The following is a 22,260-nucleotide window of genomic DNA, read 5'->3' as shown; positions in this document are numbered from 1 at the left end:
CTGGTTTCATTGCCCTTCAGAACCCGAACCGGGGACTGTATTCCACACCAAATCCCTCTTTGCGCAGGCGGGCTTGCAACTCCAGCAGTTCCTCCCTCGATGAAACCTGTCGAGGTGCGGGCGTCACACCGCTTTGACGGCCCTTGGGAAAAAAGAAAATCGGCGCATCCCGTGCGTCGAACCCTGGGGAAAACGGATTACCGGTTTCGTCGTTGTGCCAGACCAGGTTGCCACCGGCATAGCCCGCTCCGGCAATTTCCTGGTTCAGCGACCGCACGATCGCCATGCCAAAACGATGGATATTGCCCATGTCCTCATGTTCCTGTGCCCCCCGGAAAGCAGGCTGCCCGGTAAGCAACGGCATAGCTCGCAGCTTCAGTGCCTCGCAAGCCGTCTTCGCCAATATCGGCGCGACGCGCAACGGCCGAACGTTGTCACTTTGCGTCTGGCGCGGATAAATCGAGAACAGGTCATAGTCCGCCGTGATTGCCCTGTCATCGCCCGGATTGCTCAGCACTTTGACTGGCCCGGTCTCGTCGAGCACCTGTCCCTGTATGTCGATGTGGAACCGAACGCAGGCACCCGAGGGATACTCGACCTGATACCCCTCCCCCACGGGCGTCAGATGCCCGGTCGCCAGCAACTCGTGAATACGCGCCTGAGACAGCACCAGGTTCACCGCCCCGGCGCCAGCGCGCAATGAACTGTCGATGCCGTATTGCTGCTGAGCGACTTGCGCCGCCGTCACCTTCGAGTACGCAGGATTGAGCGCAATAAAACCGGCCGTGGGCCCGGTACCGCTGGACTTGGCTTTTACATGAAAGCACTTCGAGGAAAACCCTTCCCTGAGCAGGCTCGCGCTCAGGGGATTGGGCGTGCGAATACCGAGCACGACCCCATAACGATTGGCCACGGTTTGAATCGCTTCGGCATACGGCAAATCAAGAGTGATATCGGGCGAAACGGCAGACGCCGAGACCTTCTGCAGTGCCTGAGACACATTCGTGACCGTTTTCAGCGACTCGGACACGGTTGACGGCAAGGCGTCCCGTAAAAACCCGGCGGTGAAAAGCTGAGTGTCTGACAGTCTTTCCAACATAAAGTACTCCCTCAAAAAACTCGAAGGACTACTTTGACGACAACCGACTCGTTCAAATATCAGAAAAAACCCCTACACCGCATTCTGTCGTCGCGACCACCGTTACCCGCAATCCACCATCACTGCCTGGCCCCACCATCACCCGAATCAATCTTGCCAGGCACCGCTACTTCCATCAGCCCGAGATTGTCGACGCGCGGGCAATACCTGCCCGGCTATATGGAATGAGTGACTCCAAAGCTTTTTGACAGCAGTGCATTTCAACGAGTTAGAATCGCTGGCACGTAGACTGCATGGTCAGTCCGCGCACTGCCCTTCTCGCTTTTTCTGGAGTACTGCCTTTGAATGCAACGACCATCAACAGCCTGTTCTTGATCGGCGCGTTGCTGGTAGGCGCAAGCATTTTGGTGAGCTCCCTGTCCTCGCGCCTCGGTATCCCCATCCTGGTGATCATCCTGGCCGTGGGGATGACCGCTGGCGTCGACGGCGGCGGGATCATTTTCGACAACTACCCAACCGCCTACTTGGTGGGCAACCTGGCCCTGGCCGTGATCCTGCTCGATGGCGGCCTGCGCACGCGGGTCGCGAGTTTTCGCGTGGCCCTCTGGCCGGCACTGTCGCTGGCGACCGTGGGCGTGCTAATCACCACTGCACTGACCGGTATAGCCGCCGCCTGGCTGTTCAACCTGAACATCATCCAAGGCCTGTTGATCGGCGCCATCGTCGGCTCGACGGATGCCGCCGCGGTATTTTCCCTACTGGGCGGCAAGGGCCTGAACGAACGGGTAAGCGCCAGCCTGGAAATCGAGTCGGGCAGTAACGACCCGATGGCGGTGTTCCTCACCGTGACGCTGATCGACATGCTTGCCAGCGGCCAGACCGGCCTGCACTGGAGCCTGTTCGGCCATCTGGTTCGCGAATTCGGCATCGGCAGCGTCATCGGCCTGGTTGGCGGCTGGCTGATGCTACAACTGGTCAACCGGATCAACTTGGCCAACGGCCTGTACCCGATCCTGGTGATTGCCGGCGGCCTGGTGGTCTTCGCCCTGACTAACGCCCTGCACGGCAGTGGCTTCCTGGCGGTCTACCTGTGCGGTCTGGTGATCGGCAACCGCCCGGTGCGCAGCCGCCATGGCATCCTGCACATGCTCGACGGCATGGCCTGGCTGGCGCAGATCGGCATGTTCCTGGTGCTGGGTCTGTTGGTCACGCCCCATGACCTGCTACCCATTGCCCTGCCGGCCCTGGGCCTGGCATTGTGGATGATCCTGTTCGCCCGACCGCTGTCGGTACTGATCGGCCTGCTGCCGTTCAAGGCTTTCCATGGCCGGGAAAAAGCCTTTATTTCCTGGGTCGGCCTGCGCGGCGCGGTGCCGATTATTCTCGCGGTGTTCCCGTTGATGGCCGGCCTGCCCCATGCGCAGCTGTACTTCAACCTGGCGTTCTTTATCGTGCTGGTATCGCTGCTGGTGCAAGGCACCAGCCTGCCGTGGGTCGCCAAGTTGCTCAAGGTCACGGTGCCGCCGGAGCCGGCGCCGATTTCTCGCGCCGCGCTGGAGGTTCATGTCACCAGCGAGTGGGAACTGTTCGTCTACCACCTGGGCGCCGAGAAATGGTGCATCGGCGCCGCCCTGCGCGAGCTGAAAATGCCCGAAGGCACGCGGATCGCCGCACTGTTCCGAGGCCAGCAACTGCTCCATCCGTCGGGTAGTACCACCCTGGAAGTCGGCGACCTGTTGTGTGTCATCGGCCACGAGCACAACCTGTCGGCGCTCGGCAAACTGTTCAGCCAGGCGCCAGAGCGCGGCCTCGATCTGCGCTTCTTCGGCGATTTCGTGCTCGAAGGCGACGCCCAACTGGGCGCGGTCTCGGCGCTCTATGGTCTGAAACTCGAAGGCGTCGACCCGAACACGCCGCTGAGCAGCTTTATCGCCTACAAGGTCGGCGGCGCGCCAATCGTCGGCGACCAGGTGGAGTGGAACAACACCCTCTGGACGGTGGCAGTCATGGACGGGAACAAGATCGGCAAAGTGGGCGTCAGATTCCCCGAAGGAAGTCGCCCAGGGCCGGGACTCTTCCTCTAAACTGCCCATTCTCTTCATCAGGCTCGACCAGTACCTATGTCTTTCATGCGCTCTCTTTTCGTTACGACCCTGCTGGGCCTGAGTCTTGCCGTCGGCGCGCTACAGGCCGCCGAGCCACCCACCAGCGGGTCGGTCCAGCAGAGCCTGGACAAGATCGCCGAGCGCAAACTGCCTGACGCCGATCAGAAAGCCCTGCAACTGGTGCTCCAGCAGACCTTGAGCTGGCTGTCGAGCGCCGACGACTACGATAAGCGCCTGAGCGCGACCAAGCAACAAGTGGCCGAGGCTCCACGCCAGACCAACGAAAACCAACGTGAACTGGCACGCCTGAAAGTCACCAAAGTGGTCCCGGTCGCCCAGCGCTATGCCAACCAATCGGTCCCGCAACTCGAACAATTGCTGTCCGAGCGCACCACCCAGCAGGGCGAGCTACAAAAGGCCCTGGCCGACGCCAATAGCCTGATCATCACCGCCCAGACCCGTCCCGAGCGGGCACAGTCGGAGATCAGCAGCAGCCAGACCCGCATCCAACAGATCAACACCACCCTCAAGCTAGGTAAGGATAACGGTAAGACGCTAAGCGGCGACCAACGCAACCAGTTGAACGCAGAACTGGCCTCGATCAACGCCTTGATCCTGCTGCGCCGCCAAGAGCTGGCGGGCAATAGCCAGTTGCAGGACCTGGGCAACAGCCAGCACGACCTGCTGATGGAAAAGACCGCACGCCTGGAACAGGAAATCCAGGATATGCAGACGCTGATCAACCAGAAACGCCTGGCCCAGTCCCAGAAGACCGTTACCCAGCAATCCATCGAAGCCCAGAAGGCCGGTGACAGCAGCCTGCTGGCGACCGAGAGCGCGACCAACCTCAAGCTCTCCGACTACCTGCTCAAAAGTACCGACCGCCTCAACGAATTGACCCAGCAGAACCTACGGGCCAAGCAGCAACTCGATAGTGTGACCCAGAGCGACCAGGCCCTGGACGAACAGATCAGCGTGCTCAAGGGCAGCCTGCTGCTGTCGAAAATTCTCTACAAACAAAAACAGGCCCTGCCGCGACTGCAACTGGACAAGAACCTGGCGGATGAGATCGCCGATATCCGTCTGTACCAGTTCGAGGTCAACCAACAGCGCGAGCTGATCAACAGCCCCAGTACTTATGTGGATAACCTGCTGGCGACCCAGCCACCGGAGCAGCTCAACCCGCAGCTACGGCGCACCCTGCTTGACCTCGCCGTGACCCGTGGCGATCTGCTGGAGCGCCTGAATCGCGAACTGAGCGCCTTGCTCAACGAATCGATCACCCTGCAACTGAACCAGAAACAATTGCTCGACACCGCCCAGGCCCTGCGCGCGACCCTGGACGAGCAGATGTTCTGGATCCCCAGCAACAAGCCGCTGGACCTGGAATGGCTGGAGGGCGTACCCAGTCGCCTGCAAAAACAGCTCAATACCCTGCCCTGGGCTTCCAGCCTGAGCGAGCTGAGCGAAGGCCTGCTGCAACGGCCGCTGCTGTTCCTGCCCTTGCTGCTGTTGATCGGTGCGCTGTTATGGCGGCGCCGCCACCTGTACGCGCAACTGAGCAAGGTGCACAAGGACATCGGCCACTTCAAGCGAGACAGCCAGTGGCATACGCCGCAGGCGATCCTGGTCAACGTGCTGCTGGCGCTGCCGATTGCCCTGGGCCTGGCGCTCTGCGGCTATGCCTTGCAGATCGATGCCCGAGGCCAGAACGCCAACCTCGGTGCCGCATTGTTACAGATGTCCCAAGCCTGGCTGGTGTTCTACACCGCCTACCGGATCCTCGCGCCGGGCGGCGTGGCCGAACTGCATTTCCACTGGGAAAAACCCCAGGTCGAGTTCCTCCAGGGTTGGATCCGTCGCCTCGGCTTCGTGGTCATGGCACTGGTGGCCGTGGTGGCGGTGGCCGAACACCAACCGGCCGCGCTGGCCGACGACGTGCTCGGCATTGCCGTGGTCCTGACCTGTTATGCACTGATGGCCTGGCTGCTCAGCCGGTTACTGCTGCGCAGCCCGAATCACCACAATGCCTCATTGTTTCGCAAACTGGTGGGCGTGGTGTTCACCGCGCTGCCCATCGCCCTGTTCGTCGCGGTCTGCTTCGGCTACTACTACACCGCCTTGAAGCTCAGCGACCGCTTGATCAACACCCTCTACCTGCTAATGTTCTGGCTGGTGATCGAGGCCACCTTCGTGCGCGGCCTGGCCGTCGCGGCACGCCGCCTGGCCTATCAGCGCGCCCTGAGCAAACGCCAGGCTGCCAAGGACGCCGGCGATGGCGAGCCGACGGTCGAAGAGCCGGCCCTGGATATCGCACAGGTCAACCAGCAGTCCCTGCGCCTGATCCGCCTGATCCTGCTCGGCGGTTTCGTCGCGGCGCTGTACTGGGTCTGGTCGGACCTGATCACGGTGTTCTCGTACCTGGACAACATCACCCTCTACGAATACACCAGCGGTACCGGCGCCACCATGAGCATGGTGCCGATCACCATTGGCAACGTGATCGGTGCCCTGGCGATCGTCGGTATCACCTTTGCCCTGGCGCGCAACCTGCCCGGCCTGCTGGAAGTGCTGGTACTGTCCAAGCTCGAACTGGCCCAGGGCAGCGCCTACGCCACCACCACCCTGCTGTCCTATGTCATCGCCGGCATCGGTTTCGTGTCCACCCTCTCGACCCTGGGGGTGAGCTGGGATAAGTTGCAGTGGCTGGTAGCGGCTCTATCGGTCGGACTGGGCTTCGGCATGCAGGAAATCTTCGCCAACTTCATCTCCGGCATCATGATCCTGTTCGAACGCCCGGTGCGGATCGGCGATACCATTACCATCGGCACGCTGTCAGGTACGGTCAGCAAGATCCGCATCCGGGCGACCACCATCACCGACTTCGACCGCAAGGACATTATTGTCCCGAACAAGACCTTCATCACCGGACAACTGATCAACTGGTCGCTGACCGACACCGTCACCCGCGTGACCCTCAAGCTCGGCGTGGACTATGGCTCCGACCTGGATCGGGTTAAGGAATTGCTGCTCAAGGCTGCCCGCGACAACCCGCGGGTGCTCAAGGAGCCCGAGCCCCATGTGTATTTCCTCAACTTCGGCGAAAGCACCCTGGACCACGAGTTGCGCATGCATGTACGTGACCTGGGCGACCGCAACCCGGTGATCGACGAGGTCAACCGTTTTATCAACTGCGAGTTCAAGAAAGAACACATCAACATCTCGTTCCGGCAGATGGAGGTCTACCTCAAGAACCTGCACGGCCAGGAATACAAGTTGGTGCCCGTCGAAGGCGAAACAAGCAGCTTGGCGCCCAAGCCCCCGGTCGAGCCGGATCAGCAGTCGCCGCTGAACAAGCTTGACTAGCACTGGGAAGCCAATCCCAGCAAAATACTCGGACACTCTGCTGGAGATGGCCGTTGAAAGCCCTCGACGAACTGACCTTCGACAACCGCTTCGCCCGCCTGGGCGACGGCTTTTCTACCCATGTGCTGCCCGAGCCCATCGACAACCCGCGCCTGGTGGTTGCCAGTCCAGCGGCCATGGCTCTGCTCGACCTTGACCCGGCGGTTGCCGAGCAACCCGTGTTTGCCCAGCTATTTAGCGGCCACACGTTATGGGCCGAGGCCGAGCCACGGGCAATGGTCTATTCAGGGCATCAGTTCGGCGCCTACAACCCGCGCCTGGGCGACGGTCGTGGGCTGTTGCTGGGCGAGGTCTACAACCAGGCGGGCGAGCACTGGGACTTGCATCTCAAGGGTGCCGGCCAGACCCCCTATTCGCGCATGGGCGATGGTCGTGCGGTGCTACGCTCCTCGATCCGCGAATTTCTCGCCAGCGAAGCCCTGCATGCCCTGGGCATCCCCAGCAGCAGGGCACTCTGTGTAATCGGCTCCGACACTCCAGTCTGGCGGGAAAAACAGGAGCGCGCGGCGATGATCCTGCGCCTGGCGCCGAGCCATGTCCGTTTCGGTCATTTCGAGTATTTTTACTACACCCAGCAGCCCGAGCAGCACAAGCAACTCGGCGAGCACGTGCTGGCGCTGCACTTCCCCGAATGCCTGGAACAGCCGGAGCCGTACCTGGCGATGTTCAAGGAAATCGTCGAGCGCAATGCCGAGCTGATTGCCAAGTGGCAGGCCTACGGCTTCTGTCATGGCGTGATGAACACCGACAACATGTCAATCCTGGGCATCACTTTCGATTTTGGCCCCTTTGCCTTCCTCGATGATTTCGACGCCCATTTCATCTGCAACCATTCCGACGGCCAGGGCCGCTATTCCTTCAGCAACCAAGTGCCGATCGGCCAGTGGAACCTCAGTGCGCTGGCCCAGGCACTGAGTCCCTTCATCACGGTCGAGGCCCTGCGCGAAACCCTGGGCTTGTTCCTACCGCTGTACCAGGCCCACTACCTGGACCTGATGCGCCGCCGCCTCGGCCTGACCACGGCAGAAAGGGACGACCAGAAACTGGTGGAGGACCTGCTGCAACTGATGCAGGTCGGTGGCGTGGATTACAGCCTGTTCTTCCGCCGCTTGGGCAATGAACCCGCCGCCCTGGCCACGGCCCGCCTGCGCAACGACTTTATCGACCTCAACGGCTTCGATACCTGGGCGGAACGCTACAAGGCCCGCGTCGCCCGCGAACCGGACCAGGACGAAGCCCGGCGCCAGGCGCGGATGCACGCGGTCAATCCGCTCTACATCCTGCGCAACTACCTGGCGCAGAAGGCCATCGATGCAGCGGAGGGTGGCCACTACGAGGAAGTGCGGCGGCTACACGCGGTGCTGAGCAACCCGTTCGAGGAACAAGCGGGGATGCAAGCCTATGCCCAGCGGCCACCGGAATGGGGCAAGCACCTGGAGATCAGTTGTTCGTCCTGAACCGGCTCAGATAAAGGTCTGGTCGCGCACCCCGAAGCGTTCGGCCAGCCAGCGAATCTGGCGCAGGTTGAGCTGGCGCTTGCCGCTGAGGATTTCCGAAGCCACCGATTGCGGCCCCACGCCCGGCAGGTCGCTCTAGGTCAGGCCATGCTCGCGCATCATTTCCCGCAGGACATCGGCGCCACTGGCCTTCGGCATCGGCCGGTGCTCCTGGTCATAGGCTTGGATGTGATCACTGAGGATATCCACCAGGCTCATCAGCGGGCTCGACTCGTCCTCGCCGATCAGCTCGAGCAATTCATCGAGCATGCCGACCAACGCATCGTAGTCGGCTTCGTTTTTCGGCTTGCACAACAGCGGCCCGACAAAATGCCAATGCCCGAAAGCCTGTTGGGTCATGACGTTCATCAACGTTCCTCCCTCCATTTAACCTGAAACCTTGATAAAGCCCATTCACGACTCCAGATAGAGTCCACTGGCCATTTATCTGGAGCCCTGCCATGTCCGCCCCCCTGTTGATCCCCTGCCCCCACTGCAACGGTCTCAACCGCATTCCCGCCGACCGCTTGGGCGATCAGCCAAAATGCGGGCGCTGCAAGGCCGGGGTCCTGCTGGACAAACCTTTCGAGTTGAAACAGGGCGACTATGCGAGCCAGATCAAGGGCGACCTGCCGTTGCTGGTGGATGTCTGGGCCGATTGGTGCGGGCCGTGCAAATCCTTTGCGCCGATATTCGAGCAGGCGGCGGGTCAGCTCGCGGGCAAATGCCGACTGGCCAAGCTCGACAGCGAAGCCAACCCGCAACTGTCCGCGCAGTTGGGGATTCGCTCGATTCCCAGCCTGATCCTGTTCAGGAACGGCCGGGAAGTGGCGCGACAGAGCGGAGCTTTTCCATTGCCACAACTACTGGCGTGGCTGCGCAGCCAGGGGATCGCCGCTTAGGCGTTATCTTCCAGCAGGTTGTGCAGCTCGACAAACTGCTGGGTCAACTTGTGACGCGGGTCAAAGTGAATCAACGGCTTGCTGGCTTCGTGGGACTCGCGCATCTTCACCGAGCTGTTAAGGTATACCGACAGCACCGGCAGCCCTTCGGCGATCAGCTCGTCAAGCATCTGTCGCGGCAGGCTGGCCCGCGACTGGAACTGATTGACCACGATGCCTTCCACTTGCAGGCCTTCGTTGTGGTCTTCCTTCAACTCTTCGATTTCCGCCAGCAGGCCATACAGCGCCTGCCGGGAAAAGCTGTCGCAATCGAAGGGAATCAGTACACGATCAGCGGCAATCAGCGCTGAAACCGCATAGAAGTTCAGCGCTGGCGGGGTATCCAGGTAAGTCCGCTCGTAATCCTGCGCCAACTCGTCCAGCAGTTTGCGCAGCTTGTTGATCTTGTGCTTTGCCTCAAGCTTGGGCTGCAAGTCGGCCAGTTCGGCAGTGGCGGTGATCACATGCAGGTTGTCGAAGGGGGTTTCATAGATATCCACCTGGCCCTTCTTGGAAAACGGCCCGGACGACAGGGTTTGCTTGAAGAAGTCGGCAATACCCATGGGAATGTCCTCACCGGTGAGGCCGGTCAGGTATTGCGTGGAATTGGCTTGGGCATCGAGGTCCACCAGCAGGGTCCGATAGCCCTCGCTGGCGCTGACCGCCGCCAGATTGCAAGCAATGCTCGACTTGCCGACCCCACCCTTCTGATTGAATACCACACGCCGCATGACAGGACCTCCGTGCATCAATGAATAACCGAGTGTAGAGGGCTTGGCCCTAGAGGAGACAAGTACTATTCCATCATCGGCAATAACTGCGCAAACTCTCGAACGCTCCACTCAAATCAAGGAAACGACCGACAGACATATCGCCGAAAATATCGACAATGGGCATATGACACAGGGTGCTTTGGCCATTTGTAGATTTTATCGGGCAAAATGTAGCCCATTGTTTGCTACAAGTCCGTGGCACCGGGATAATGCGCGCCACTCGGCCATGGCGCCACGCCCAGTGGAATGTCGGTCAAGGAGCCAGCCGTGGCGTTCAAGCAAGCCCGCAGGGGCGGGAAGATTACTCAGTGATCAACTTCAATATTGCCCAATGGGGTGCCTGGGCCCCGGGCCTCGAGAGCGTGGCCGACTGGCAGGTCTGGAGCCGCCAGCCCACGGTGCTTGCGCCGAGCGATGCGGCTCCCGATGTGTCGTTCCTGCCAGCTATGCAACGCCGCCGCCTCAGCCGCCTGGCGCGCATGGCCTTCAGCGTCGGCTGGCCGCTGGCGCAGGGGCACCAGGCACTGCCACTGGTCTTCATCTCCCGGCACGGCGAAACCTTACGCACACTGGAAATTCTCAGCGATCTGGCTGCCGACCAGCCACTCTCGCCCACGCAGTTCAGTCTCTCGGTACATAACGCCATTGTCGGCTTGTGGTCGATCATACGCGGCGAAACCAGCGAAATGAGCGCGCTGGCCGCCAATGGCGACGGCCTGGAGCATGGCATGCTGGAGGCGGCGGCACTGCTCGGTGAAGGTGCTCCGGCGGTATTGCTGGTGATCACCGAAGAACAACCGCCCGAAGCCTACAGCCGCTGGATCGACGACGTACCGTTCCCCTATGCCGTCGGTTTGTTGCTGACACCGGGCGACGAATGGCAGTTGTCCCTGGACCGTTGCCAGGACGAAGGCGTCAGAAGCCAATGGCCTCATGCCCTCAATCTGGTGCGTACCTTGCTCGGCCCAGACCCGATCTGCCAACACAGATGGAAGACCCGGGCATGGAACTGGCGGCGCCGAACGTGAATAAGCCTCAAGACGCTTATTACTGGCGCCTGCTGGCCACCGCTGTCAGCTTCGCCCTGTTCGGGTTGGGTGGCCTGTGCCTGCGCCTGGTTATCTTCCCCTTACTCAACGCTCTGCCCGGCGATGCACGGCACTCATACCGGCGCGCACGGCAAACGGTCAGCCGGCTGTTCTGGCTGTTGATCCGATTCATGGCACGGACCGGCGTGCTGACCTACGAAGTCGAGGGCGTGCAACGGCTCGGACGCCCCGGACAAATGATTATCGCCAACCACCCGTCGCTGATCGACGTGGTGTTCCTGATCGGCCTGGTGCGTAACGCCAACTGCGTCGTCAAGCAGAGTCTCTGGCAGAACCCGTTCACCCGAGGACCAGTGCGCTGCGCCCAGTACATCAGCAACGATGGCAGCATGACAATGCTCGAGGCCGCTACTGCGGCGCTGCAAGAGGGCCAGACCTTGATCATTTTCCCCGAGGGTACACGCACCACGCCGGGAGAGGCGCCGGCCTTTCATCGCGGCGCCGCCGCGATTGCCTTGCGAGGTGCGAGAATGATCACCCCGGTCGTGATCAAGGTCAGCCCCTCCACCTTGACCAAGGCCGAACCCTGGTATCGCATTCCCAGACGCCGGGTACACTTCAGTTTTCGCGTCGGAGTCGATATAGACCCACAGGCCTTCGCCAGCCAAGGCCCCGCGCCTCAGGCTTCGCGCAGGCTCAACGATTTTCTGCACCATTACTTCATTAAGGAGCTCGCCACAGATGAGCGATCCGACAAGCGTCCTGCACCATGAGATCAAGGAACTGATCATCGATGCCCTCGGCCTCGAAGACATCAGTGCCCAGGACATCGGCAACGAGCAAACGCTGTTTGGCGAAGGCCTGGGCCTGGACTCGGTGGACGCCCTCGAACTCGGCCTGGCGATCCAGAAACGCTATGGCATCAAGATCGATGGCGACGCCAAGGACACCCGCGACCATTTTTCCAGCGTGGCCAGCCTTGCGGCTTTCGTCACGGCCAAACAGGCAGCCTGAGACACCACCATGCAAACCCGTGAAGACATCTTCAATACGCTGCGCGATGCCCTGGTCGAACTCTTCGAGCTGGTACCTGAGCGCGTCACGCTGGACAGCAACCTGTATCAGGATCTGGAAATCGACAGCATCGACGCCGTGGACCTGATCGACCACATCAAGCGTCAGACCGGCAAGAAAATCGCTGCCGATGAGTTCAAGTCGGTACGCACCGTTAACGACGTGGTCGAGGCTGTGTTTCGCCTGGTCCAACCGACCGCATGAGCCGACTGACCGGCCTGGGCCTACTACTGGCCGGCCTGCTGTATCCCTTTGCGGTGTATTTGGGCATGGAGCATTTTGCGCCCTGGCAGTTCGGGATATTGCTCGGCGGCCTGTGGCTGGCCCGTGCCCTGACCGGCGCACGCAAGCCCGCCAGCCTGTGGATGGCACTGTGCGCCATGGCGTTCTGCGGTTTGCTGGCCTGGCTGAACAACTCGTCGTTGCTGCGCTGGTATCCGGTGCTGATCAGCGGTTTCATGCTCGGTCTGTTCGGCCTGAGCCTGAAATTCGGCCCACCGATGGCCGAGCGGCTGGCACGCCTGAGCGAGCCGGAGCTGCCACAGATAGCAATTCGCTACACCCGCTGGGTGACCTGCGCCTGGAGCTGTTTTTTTCTCTGTAACGGCCTGCTCGCAGCCGCACTGACCCTGTGGGCGCCGCTGAGTTGGTGGGCGTTGTACAACGGCCTGATCGCCTATGGGCTGATGGGCCTGCTGTTTGCCATTGAATGGCTGATACGCCAACGCGTAAGAGGCAGTGCATGAATTGGATAAACCTTGAGCAGTTGCTGCTCAAGACACACGCCGGACGGGCCGTGACGATGGACCCGCCGCTGGAGCATGCCGACCTGTGCCGGCAGGCCCTGGGCCTGGCCGCCGGGCTGCGGGCCCGTGGCGTCGAGCGCATGGCATTGCACCTGGAAGACGCCGGAGAACTGGCGATTGCCCTATTCGGCGCCTGGCGGGCCGGGGTTGCCGTGCTGTTGGTGGCCGATCTGCAAGAACAGACACGCCAGCGCTGGTCAGCGGATGTCGACCTGTGGTTGACCGACAGCGCAACCCTCAATGACCTGCAGGCAAAGCCCTTGAGCCCCGCCGCGCTCGATCTCGATGCCTGTCGCCTGAGCCTGTGCACCTCCGGCTCCAGCGGCGAACCCAAGCGCATCGAAAAAAGCCTGCGACAACTGGCCAATGAAGTGCAGGCCCTCGAACACCTATGGGGCGCCGACCTCGACCAGGCCTGTGTCATCGGCAGCGTCGCCACCCAGCATATCTACGGCCTGTTGTTCCGCGTGCTCTGGCCACTGTGTGCCGGACGCCCCTTTGTGCGCACGCAACTGGCCTTCCCCGAGGACCTGCAACGCGCCAGTCGCCGGCACTCGCAGTTCGCTTGGGTGGCGAGCCCGGCCCTGCTCAAGCGCATGGGCGATAATCTTGACTGGCCGGCCCTGAGCCAGGTACGCCGGGTGTTCTCCTCCGGTGACACCTTGCCGCAAGACGCCGCCAGCAACCTGCGACAACACCTGCGCCAATGGCCGACGGAAATCCTCGGTAGTTCGGAAACCGGCGGTATCGCCTGGCGCCAGGGCGCCCGGCTGTGGCGTCCCTTCGCCGATGTGCAACTGGACCAGGACGCCGAGGGTGCCCTGCGGGTGGCTTCACCGTACCTACCAGTCGGGCATGTCGAGCAGACAGCGGATGCCGTGCGCTTCGAAGCCGATGGTCGCTTCGAGCTGTTGGGTCGCCTGGACCGCATCGTCAAGCTGGAGGAAAAACGCATCTCCCTGCCCATGCTCGAACAGGCCCTGGAGGAGCACGCCTGGGTCGCCGAAGCACGGCTGGGCGTGGTGCAGGAGAACCGAGCCTACCTCGGCGCACTGCTGGTGCTCTCCGACCGAGGGCTGCACACCCTGCGCAACCAAGGTCGGCGGACGCTGACCGACACCCTGCGCCAACACCTGCTGAAACATTGCGAGGTACTGGCGCTGCCACGTCGCTGGCGTCTGCTGCGGCAACTGCCGCTCAACCCCCAGGGCAAGCTGCCTCAAGCCGATGTCCAGGCACTGTTGCAGGCTCCACGCCCCAAAGGTCCGGAGATACTGGCCCAGAACGAAACGGATGGCGAATGGCTGCTGCAACTGGCCGTGCCGCCGGACCTCGCCTATTTCAGCGGCCACTTCCCCACCACCCCGGTGCTGCCGGGCGTGGTGCAAGTGGATTGGGCACTCGAACTGGGTCGCCAGCGACTCCAATTGCCGGCAAAATTCGCCGGCATGGAAGTGCTGAAGTTCCAACAGTTGGTCCGCCCCGGCGATCGGATCGATCTGAGCCTGCGCTTCGACCCGATACGCAGCAAACTACACTTCGCCTTTCGCAACGCCAGCGCCGCCTGCTCCAGCGGCCGGATCGTGCTGGAGGCAGCGCATGATTGATCTTGATCCACTCAGCATCCCGCACCAACCTTGCGCGGTAATCCCGGTCTACAACCACGAGGCTGCGGTGCCGGCCGTGGTCGAGGCGTTGCTGGCGGCCGGCCTGCCCTGCGTGCTGGTGGACGACGCCAGCAGCCCGGCCTGCGCCACGGTGCTGGAGCAACTGGCTGAACACGAGCGGATCTTCCTGGTCAAGCTGCCAATCAATCAGGGCAAGGGTGGCGCGGTCATGGCAGGGTTGCGGCAAGCTTCGCGCCTGGGCTTCAGCCACGCCTTGCAGGTGGACGCCGACGGCCAGCATGACCTGCGCGCTGTCGCGAGCTTTCTCGACGCCTCCCGCAGCCATCCCCAAGCATTGATCTGCGGCTACCCGCAATACGATGAAAGCGTGCCCAAGGGCCGCCTCTACGCCCGCTACCTGACCCATGTCTGGGTCTGGATCAACAGCCTGTCGTTGCAGATCCGCGATTCCATGTGTGGTTTGCGGGTCTACCCGCTGCCGCCGGTGCTGGCCCTGATCAACAGGGCCCGACTCGGCAAGCGCATGGACTTCGACCCGGAAATCCTCGTGCGCCTGTCCTGGCGCAACCAGCCCATGCGCTGGCTACCGACCCGCGTTCATTACCCGCAGGACGGTCTGTCGCACTTTCGCCTGTTCCACGACAACACGTTGATTGCCTGGATGCACACCCGACTGTTTTTCGGCATGTTGGTGCGCCTGCCGAGCATTCTCTGGCGAAGGTGGCAAGCATGAAGGACGCACAGCGACACTGGGCCGATCGCCAGGAACGCGGTAGCTTCTGGCTGATGAAACTCACCGCCTTCGGCGTCAAGATTCTGGGACGGCGGATGCTCAGTCCGGTGTTGCACGGCATCGTCCTGTACTTCTTCCTCTTCGGGCGCACTGCCCGGCGCAGTGCCTGGCAATACCAGCAGCACCTCGCTGCCTGGAGCGGCCAGGGCGCCCTGCGACCGACCCTGCTGACGGTCTTCCGGCAGTTCATGGCCTTTGCCGACGCGCTGCTGGACAAACTCGATGTATGGAATGGCAAGCTGAGCCTCGAGCAGATCGAGATCGTCGACCCGGCGCTGCTGCGCGATCAACTGCGCGGCGAACGTGGGCAGATGCTGGTGGGCGCCCACTTGGGCAACCTGGAAGTCTGCCGTGCCCTCGCCGAACTGGGGGGGAAAGTCACGATGAACGTGCTAGTCCACACCAAGCACGCCGAACGTTTCAATCGACTGTTGGGCGAGGCCGGCGCGACCAACCTGCGCTTGATCCAGGTCAGCGAGCTGGACCCGGCAGTCATGCTGCAACTGAGCCAGCGCCTGGACCGTGGCGAGTGGCTGGCGATTGCCGGCGACCGTGTTGCGCTCCACGGTAGGCGCAACGTGCGGGTGGATTTCCTCGGTCACCCGGCGACCTTCCCCCAAGGCCCCTGGTTGCTGGCCGGACTGCTCAAATGCCCGGTCAACCTGCTGTTCTGCCTGAAACTCCAGGGCCGCTATCGCATCACCCTCGAACCTTTCACCGACATGGTGCAATGGAAGCGCGGCGACCGCGAACAGGTGATCGCCCAATGGGCCGCCCGCTATGCCGAGCGCCTGGGCCAGTACTGCCTGCAGGCGCCCCTCCAATGGTTCAATTTCTACCCTTTCTGGAAGACCGATGACGACGTATCCGCTTGAGCCGGTAACCTTCGGCGAACTCCCGCTGCGCATCGAAGACGTGCTGGTCCTGGCCAACCGTCAGGCGCCGACGCAACTGCAAAACGACCCGGCCTACCGCCAACGCATCGCCAAGGGTGCGCAATTCCTCGACTCACTGCTGAACAAGGAAGGCGTGATCTATGGCGTCACCACCGGCTACGGGGACTCTTGCGTGGTGGCGGTGCCTTTGCGGCATGTCGAGGCACTGCCCCGTCATCTCTACACGTTCCACGGCTGCGGCCTAGGCAAGCTGCTCGATCCGCAGGCCACCCGCGCCGTGCTCGCGGCCCGTTTGCAGTCGCTGTGCCACGGTGTCTCCGGGGTGCGCGTGGAATTGCTGGAACGCCTGCACGCGTTTCTCGACCGGGACATCCTGCCGCTGATTCCCGAGGAGGGTTCGGTGGGCGCCAGCGGCGACCTGACACCGCTGTCCTATGTGGCCGCAACCCTGTCCGGCGAACGTGAAGTACTGTTGCGTGGCGAACGCCGCCAGGCCCGTGACGTCCACCGCGAGCTCGGCTGGGAGCCGTTGGTCCTGCGGCCCAAGGAAGCCCTGGCGCTGATGAACGGCACCGCCGTGATGACCGGCCTGGCCTGCCTGGCCTTCGCCCGTGCCGACTACCTGTTGCAATTGGCAACCCGTATCACCGCGCTGAATGTGGTGGCGTTGCAGGGCAATCCAGAGCATTTCGACGAGCGCCTGTTCGCCGCCAAGCCACACCCAGGGCAGATGCAAGTCGCCGCCTGGCTGCGCGAAGACCTGGCCATCGATGCCCCGACCGCGCCGCTGCACCGGCTGCAGGACCGTTACTCACTGCGCTGCGCGCCCCACGTCCTCGGCGTGCTGGCCGACAGCCTGGGCTGGCTGCGCGGCTTTATCGAAACCGAACTGAACAGCGCCAACGACAACCCGATCATCGACGCCGAAGAAGAACGCGTGCTCCACGGCGGGCATTTCTACGGAGGGCATATCGCCTTTGCCATGGACAGCCTCAAGACCCTGGTGGCCAACGTCGCCGACTTGCTCGACCGGCAGTTCGCCCTGCTGGTGGATGTGCGCTACAACCATGGTTTGCCGAGCAACCTGTCGGGTTGCGAGGCCGAGCGGGCGATGCTCAACCATGGCTTCAAGGCCGTGCAGATCGGCACCAGCGCCTGGACCGCCGAAGCGTTGAAAAACACCATGCCGGCCAGCGTATTCTCGCGCTCCACCGAATGCCATAACCAGGACAAGGTCAGCATGGGCACCATCGCCGCCCGCGACGCGATCCGTGTGCTGGAACTGACCGAGCAGGTCGCCGCCGCCACCCTGCTGGCCGCCAACCAGGGGGTCTGGCTGCGCAACCGGGCCACCGACGCCCGCCCGCTGCCGCCGGCCCTGGCGGCTATGCACGAAGCGTTGGCCAAGGACTTCCCGCCGGTGATCGAGGATCGCGCCCTGGAAGCCGAACTGCGCCTGTGCCTGCAACGCATCGCCGAGCGACGCTGGAGTCTGTATGCGTAGCCGTGGCGTGCTTCAGGTCGATAGCGAAATCCTCGTGCCGTTCTTCGACGTCGACACCATGAACGTGGTCTGGCACGGCCACTACGTGAAATATCTGGAAGTCGCCCGCTGCGCACTGCTGGATCGTATCGGCCACAACTACGCACAGATGCTCGAATCCGGCTACGCCTGGCCGGTGATCGACCTGCAACTGCGCTACGTGCGCGGTGCGGTGTTCGGTCAGAAGATCAAGGTGCGGGCCGATCTGATCGAGTGGGAGAACCGTCTGAAGGTCAACTACCTGATCAGCGATCTTGCCAGCGGCGAACGCCTGACCCGCGCCAGCACGGTGCAAGTGGCGGTGAATCTAAGCAGCCGCGAGATGCTGCTGGCCTCGCCAAGGGTGTTTGTCGACGCGGTCGAGAAGGTGCTGGCATGACTACAGGGTTCAAGGCAGCTTTCCTGGTCCTGATTCTGGCATTTGGCCTGTCGAGCCAAGCCGCCGCCTTCGACCTGCCGCAACTGAGCGAACAACTGGCCAAGCCTTCGGTGATCCACGGTCGGTTCATTCAGGAAAAACACCTGCGGGCGCTGCCACAGCCGCTGACCAGCCAAGGCACTTTCGTCCTCGCCAAGGACCATGGCCTGCTCTGGCTGCTCAAGAGCCCGCTGCAACAGGACTACCGCATCAGCGCCAAGGGCATTGCCCGGCGTGATGCCGATGGCTGGCGGATGCTGCCGAACAGAAGCGCCGGCGCCGAACAGAACCGTCTGTTCATTGCCGTGCTGCAAGGCGACAGCAGCGGCCTGCAACGGGACTTCGAACTGCAACTGCAAGGCGAGGCCAAGGCGTGGCAGTTGACTCTGATTCCGCGTTCGGTACTGCTCAAACAGATCTTCACCCGGATCAACATTGAGGGTGGCGAACGGGTACAGCGCATTGAGCTGCTGGAAACCCAGGGCGACAGCACCGTCCTGCGCATGCTGGACAGCACGGCGAACCGCCCATTGAGCGATGCGGAGCAGCATGACTTTGCCGAGTGAACGCCTGCTGCCGCGCTTGTTCCTGATCCTGCTGCTGGCCGTGCTGGCGCTCGCCGGCTGGCAATGGCGGCACGGCGCGCCGCTGTCGGCCAACTTGATGGAACTGGTGCCGGGCTCCTCGCCCGAGGCACTGGAACTCAGAGCCGACCAACGCATGCAGGAACCATTGAACCGGGAAATGCTGGTGCTGGTCGGCCACCTCGATCGCCAGAAGGCCATCGCCATGGCGCGCCAACTGGGTGAGCAATGGCAGGCCAGCGGGCTGTTCGAGAAGGTCAACTGGGATCTGCAAGCCGATTTACCTGCCTTGCGCCAACAACTGCTGCAAGGGCGCCTGGCCATGCTCGCGGCGAAGGACCGCCAGCAGTTGATCGACGATCCGGCGGCCTTTATCCAGCAACGGCTACAGGCGCTGTATGACCCTTTCGCCGGCTTCGATCTGGTGCCGAGCCAGGATGATTGGCTGGGCCTGACCGGACGTATCCAGAACAGCCAGCCGCAACGCGGCGCCGTGCAACTGGATATCGGCAGCGGTGCCCTGGTGGCCGATGCCGACGGCAAGAGCTGGGTATTGCTGCGGGCGCGGACCACCGGCAACGCCTTCGATATGCAGTTGCCGCTGCAAGTGGCCGAACTGCTCAGGCAAAGCCGCGAGCAAGCGAGCCAGGCCGATGTGCAACTGCTGGCCGCCAGCGGCCTGCTGTACGCCGCCAACGGCCAGCAACAGGCGACCCGGGAAATCACCTGGGTCGGCGGTGGCGCCACCCTGGGCATTCTCCTGCTGTTGCTGCTGGCCTTCCGTCGCTTGCGCGTGCTGCTGGCGTTTGTCCCGGTCCTGGTGGGCATGCTGTTCGGCGCCGTGGCTTGCGTGGCGCTGTTCGGCCATATGCATGTGATGACGCTGGTACTCGGTTCCAGCCTGATCGGCGTCGCGGTGGATTACCCGCTGCATTACCTGTCCAAGAGCTGGACGCTGAAACCCTGGCACAGTTGGCCGGCCCTGCGCCTCATCCTGCCCGGCCTGAGCCTGAGCCTGGCCACCAGTTGCATCGGTTATCTGGCACTGGCCTGGACCCCCTTTCCGGCGCTGACCCAGATTGCCGTGTTTTCCGCTGCCGGACTGCTGGGTGCCTATCTCAGTGCGGTATGCCTGCTGCCGGCGCTGCTCAAGGGCACCGACCTGCGCCCCGCGCAGTGGCCGTTGCGGATCTGTGAAGGGTTGCTGGGGCTGCGTGAACAACTCTTGAGAAAGCTCGGCAACCCCCTGTTGCTAGGCCTGTTGATCGTGTTCTGTGCCGCCGGCCTATGGCAGTTACACAGCAAGAACGACATCCGCCAGTGGGTCGGCGCGCCACCGCAATTGCAGGCCGAAGCCCAGGCCATTGCGCGGATCACCGGCTATCAGCCGACCAGCCAGTTCTTCCTCGTGCGCGCCGCCGATCAACCGCAACTGCTGCAGCGTTCGGCGGCACTGGGCAAGCGCCTCGAACAACTGGTGGGCCTGGAGAAGCTGCAAGGCTATCTGTCGTTGAACCAACTGGTCAGCCCGCCCAGCGAACAACAACACCTGCGCGACGCGCTCCAGCAACTGCCCGACCACTGGCAACCGCTACTCGACTTGGGCGTGCCGCTGGCGGCCTTGCATCGCGAACTGAGCCAGTTACAGGCGCTGCCGATCCAGGACATCGACAGCGCGCTGGTCGGGCCCTTGGCCGAACCCTGGCGCGCCCTCTGGCTCGGCCCCTACGCCGATGGCGTGGCGGGCATGGTCAGCCTGCAGGGCCTGAACGACGCCGAGCTGCTGCGGGTCCAGGCCGTGGACCTGCCGGGGGTACAACTGGTGGATCGTCTCGGCGACCTGAACAGGGTGTTCGCCGCCGCCCAGGTCAGCGCCGCAGAACTCAAGCTCGCCTCCTGCGTACTGATCGTGCTGCTGCTGATCCTGCCGTTCGGCCTCGGCGGTGCCTTGCGCATTGTCGCACTGCCGCTGCTGGCGGCGCTGTGCAGCCTCGCCAGTCTCGGGTGGCTGGGCCAGCCACTGACCTTATTCAGTCTGTTCGGATTGCTGCTGGTCACGGCCATCAGCGTCGACTACGCGATCCTGATGCGCGAGCAGATCGGCGGCGCCGCCGTCAGTCTGCTGGGCACCCTGCTCGCTGCGCTGACTACCTGGTTGTCGTTTGGTCTGCTGGCGATTTCCAACACCCCGGCCATCAGCAATTTCGGCCTCTCGGTCAGCCTCGGCCTGGTCTTCAGTTTCCTGCTGGCGCCCTGGGCCGGACGCCAATCGCCCACCCATAACGCCGAAACCGGCAAGGAGCTTGTGTGCCAATAGTTGAAACGCAACACCGCGAAGTCGTGGTGATAGGCGCCGGCCCTTCCGGCGCCATCGCCGCCGCATTGCTCAAGCGCAACGGCCATGACGTGCTGATCGTCGAGCGCCAGCATTTCCCGCGTTTCTCCATCGGTGAAAGCCTGCTGTCGCACTGCCTGGACTTCGTCGAGGAGGCCGGCATGCTCGATGCTGTCAACGCCGCCGGTTTCCAGTTGAAGAACGGCGCGGCCTTCGCCTGGGGAGAGCGCTACAGCGCCTTCGATTTCGGCCAGACCTTCAGCCAGGGCAAGCCGACCACCTTCCAGGTCCAGCGCGCTGATTTCGACCAACTGCTGGCCGATCAAGCCGCCCTGCAAGGCGTGGAAATCCGTTATGGCGAGGAAATCGTCAGCGTCGACTTCGAGTGTTCGCAGCCACAGTTGCGAGCCCGACGCGAAGATGGCCGCGAGTACCTGATCGAGGCCCGCTTCGTCCTCGATGCCAGCGGTTACGGACGTGTCCTGCCGCGCCTGCTGGACCTTGAGGCACCCTCGAACTTCCCGGCACGCCAGGCCATCTTCGCCCATGTCGAAGATCGGATCGACGCGGCGGCTTTCGAGCGGGAAAAGATCCTGATCACCACTCACCCCAAGCAACGGGACATCTGGTTCTGGACCATTCCCTTCAGCGATGGCCGCTGCTCCATCGGAGTCGTCGCCGCCGCCGGGCATTTTGCCGGTCGCGGCGATGATCTGGACGCCAGCCTGAAAAGCTTTATCGCCGAAACGCCCAGCCTGCAACGGGTATTGAAAAACGCCGTGTGGGACACCCCGGCACGGGCCATCGGCGGCTACTCGGCCAACGTCAAGCGTCTGCACGGCCCAGGCTTCGCCCTGCTGGGCAATGCCGCGGAATTTCTCGACCCGGTATTCTCCTCGGGCGTGACCATTGCCATGCGCTCGGCCAGCATGGCCGCCGGCCTGCTGCACCGCCACTTGCAGGGTGAACGTGTCGATTGGCAAAGCCAGTTCGCCGAACCGTTGAAGCGCGGTGTCGACACCTTTCGCTGCTACGTCGAAGGCTGGTACGACGGGACCTTCCAGGATGTGATCTATCACCCTGACAGCTCACCGCAAATCCGCGCCATGATCAGCTCGATCCTCGCCGGTTATGCCTGGGACGAGCGCAATCCGTTTGTCAGTGAATCCAAGCGCCGCCTGCGGATGCTCTCTGAAATCTGTGCGAGCACGCCGGCATGAACAATCCATACCTGAGCGATACCTACAGCGAGGAAACGCGGGGCAACGTGGTCGCGCGCAAGCCACTGGCAGGT

Annotated in this window: 19 protein-coding genes and 1 pseudogene; 17 read left to right on the top strand and 3 right to left on the bottom strand. The window is 62.6% G+C overall.

Translation table 11 applies throughout. From position 1 onward, the window contains the following. Positions 1-16 precede the first annotated feature (16 nt). Positions 17-1,099, bottom strand: a complete 1,083-nt coding sequence (locus BMX68_RS22680; protein ID WP_081503004.1) for an anthrax toxin-like adenylyl cyclase domain-containing protein — start codon at positions 1,097-1,099, stop codon at positions 17-19. Positions 1,100-1,440: 341 nt separating this feature from the next. Between BMX68_RS22680 and BMX68_RS22675 the strand changes: the two genes are divergently transcribed. The 3 genes from BMX68_RS22675 to selO are packed head-to-tail and all read left to right on the top strand — an operon-like array spanning position 1,441 to position 8,087. Then, the gene (locus BMX68_RS22675; RefSeq protein WP_017130103.1) at positions 1,441-3,183 is read left to right on the top strand and encodes a potassium/proton antiporter; all 1,743 of its coding nucleotides are present in this window, start codon (positions 1,441-1,443) and stop codon (positions 3,181-3,183) included. Positions 3,184-3,219: 36 nt separating this feature from the next. After that, on the top strand, positions 3,220-6,570 hold the full coding sequence (gene mscK, locus BMX68_RS22670) for a mechanosensitive channel MscK (RefSeq protein WP_017130102.1): 3,351 nt from the start codon (positions 3,220-3,222) through the stop codon (positions 6,568-6,570). 53 nt (positions 6,571-6,623) lie between these two features. Next, on the top strand, positions 6,624-8,087 hold the full coding sequence (gene selO, locus BMX68_RS22665) for a protein adenylyltransferase SelO (protein WP_017130101.1): 1,464 nt from the start codon (positions 6,624-6,626) through the stop codon (positions 8,085-8,087). A 6-nt stretch (positions 8,088-8,093) separates the two neighbouring features. On the opposite strand, the pseudogene BMX68_RS22660 reads toward selO, so the two are convergent. Then, positions 8,094-8,495, bottom strand: a pseudogene (locus BMX68_RS22660) (helix-turn-helix domain-containing protein). A gap of 92 nt (positions 8,496-8,587) precedes the next feature. Here BMX68_RS22660 and trxC point away from each other — a divergent pair. After that, complete coding sequence (gene trxC, locus BMX68_RS22655; protein ID WP_017130098.1) at positions 8,588-9,028, top strand: thioredoxin TrxC; 441 nt, start codon at positions 8,588-8,590, stop codon at positions 9,026-9,028. Here the strand turns inward: trxC and BMX68_RS22650 are convergent. Next, on the bottom strand, positions 9,025-9,798 hold the full coding sequence (locus tag BMX68_RS22650; RefSeq protein WP_017130097.1) for a ParA family protein: 774 nt from the start codon (positions 9,796-9,798) through the stop codon (positions 9,025-9,027). The two genes, trxC and BMX68_RS22650, sit on opposite strands and share 4 nt — an antisense overlap. Before the next feature lie 350 nt (positions 9,799-10,148). On the opposite strand from BMX68_RS22650, the gene BMX68_RS22645 reads away from it, so the two are divergent. From BMX68_RS22645 to BMX68_RS22585, 13 genes are read left to right on the top strand one after another with little or no spacing between them, the layout of a single operon-like run. Further along, on the top strand, positions 10,149-10,868 hold the full coding sequence (locus BMX68_RS22645) for a beta-ketoacyl synthase chain length factor (protein WP_017130096.1): 720 nt from the start codon (positions 10,149-10,151) through the stop codon (positions 10,866-10,868). Next, positions 10,844-11,662 carry a lysophospholipid acyltransferase family protein gene (locus tag BMX68_RS22640; protein ID WP_017130095.1) on the top strand — a complete coding sequence of 273 codons (819 nt, stop codon included), beginning with the start codon at positions 10,844-10,846 and terminating at the stop codon, positions 11,660-11,662. Before BMX68_RS22645 ends, BMX68_RS22640 begins: the two co-directional genes overlap by 25 nt. Next, positions 11,631-11,903, top strand: coding sequence for a phosphopantetheine-binding protein (locus BMX68_RS22635; RefSeq protein ID WP_017130094.1), 273 nt, complete (start codon positions 11,631-11,633; stop codon positions 11,901-11,903). The genes BMX68_RS22640 and BMX68_RS22635 overlap by 32 nt, the downstream gene beginning before the upstream one ends. Before the next feature lie 9 nt (positions 11,904-11,912). Further along, a complete protein-coding gene (locus tag BMX68_RS22630) occupies positions 11,913-12,167 on the top strand; it encodes an acyl carrier protein (protein ID WP_017130093.1) in 255 nt (84 codons plus the stop codon). After that, positions 12,164-12,709, top strand: a complete 546-nt coding sequence (locus BMX68_RS22625; RefSeq protein WP_017130092.1) for a COG4648 family protein — start codon at positions 12,164-12,166, stop codon at positions 12,707-12,709. Before BMX68_RS22630 ends, BMX68_RS22625 begins: the two co-directional genes overlap by 4 nt. Next, a complete protein-coding gene (locus BMX68_RS22620) occupies positions 12,706-14,376 on the top strand; it encodes an ApeI family dehydratase (RefSeq protein ID WP_017130091.1) in 1,671 nt (556 codons plus the stop codon). The genes BMX68_RS22625 and BMX68_RS22620 overlap by 4 nt, the downstream gene beginning before the upstream one ends. Next, the gene (locus BMX68_RS22615) at positions 14,369-15,130 is read left to right on the top strand and encodes a glycosyltransferase family 2 protein (protein WP_017130090.1); all 762 of its coding nucleotides are present in this window, start codon (positions 14,369-14,371) and stop codon (positions 15,128-15,130) included. Before BMX68_RS22620 ends, BMX68_RS22615 begins: the two co-directional genes overlap by 8 nt. After that, positions 15,127-16,065: a lysophospholipid acyltransferase family protein gene (locus BMX68_RS22610; protein ID WP_017130089.1), complete on the top strand. Its 939-nt coding sequence runs from the start codon at positions 15,127-15,129 to the stop codon at positions 16,063-16,065. Before BMX68_RS22615 ends, BMX68_RS22610 begins: the two co-directional genes overlap by 4 nt. Then, entirely contained in the window at positions 16,046-17,590 is a 1,545-nt protein-coding gene (locus tag BMX68_RS22605) for an HAL/PAL/TAL family ammonia-lyase (RefSeq protein WP_017130088.1), read from the top strand. Before BMX68_RS22610 ends, BMX68_RS22605 begins: the two co-directional genes overlap by 20 nt. Next, positions 17,583-18,008, top strand: coding sequence for an acyl-CoA thioesterase (locus tag BMX68_RS22600; protein ID WP_017130087.1), 426 nt, complete (start codon positions 17,583-17,585; stop codon positions 18,006-18,008). The genes BMX68_RS22605 and BMX68_RS22600 overlap by 8 nt, the downstream gene beginning before the upstream one ends. Continuing rightward, a complete protein-coding gene (locus BMX68_RS22595) occupies positions 18,005-18,613 on the top strand; it encodes an outer membrane lipoprotein carrier protein LolA (RefSeq protein ID WP_017130086.1) in 609 nt (202 codons plus the stop codon). The genes BMX68_RS22600 and BMX68_RS22595 overlap by 4 nt, the downstream gene beginning before the upstream one ends. Next, on the top strand, positions 18,597-20,948 hold the full coding sequence (locus BMX68_RS22590) for an MMPL family transporter (RefSeq protein WP_017130085.1): 2,352 nt from the start codon (positions 18,597-18,599) through the stop codon (positions 20,946-20,948). Before BMX68_RS22595 ends, BMX68_RS22590 begins: the two co-directional genes overlap by 17 nt. Beyond that, complete coding sequence (locus BMX68_RS22585) at positions 20,939-22,186, top strand: NAD(P)/FAD-dependent oxidoreductase (RefSeq protein ID WP_017130084.1); 1,248 nt, start codon at positions 20,939-20,941, stop codon at positions 22,184-22,186. The genes BMX68_RS22590 and BMX68_RS22585 overlap by 10 nt, the downstream gene beginning before the upstream one ends. Positions 22,187-22,260: the final 74 nt, after the last annotated feature.

It is taken from the genome of Pseudomonas agarici (assembly GCF_900109755.1).
Taxonomy (GTDB): Bacteria; Pseudomonadota; Gammaproteobacteria; order Pseudomonadales; family Pseudomonadaceae; genus Aquipseudomonas; species Aquipseudomonas agarici.
This window is presented reverse-complemented; position numbering and strand designations above follow the sequence as displayed.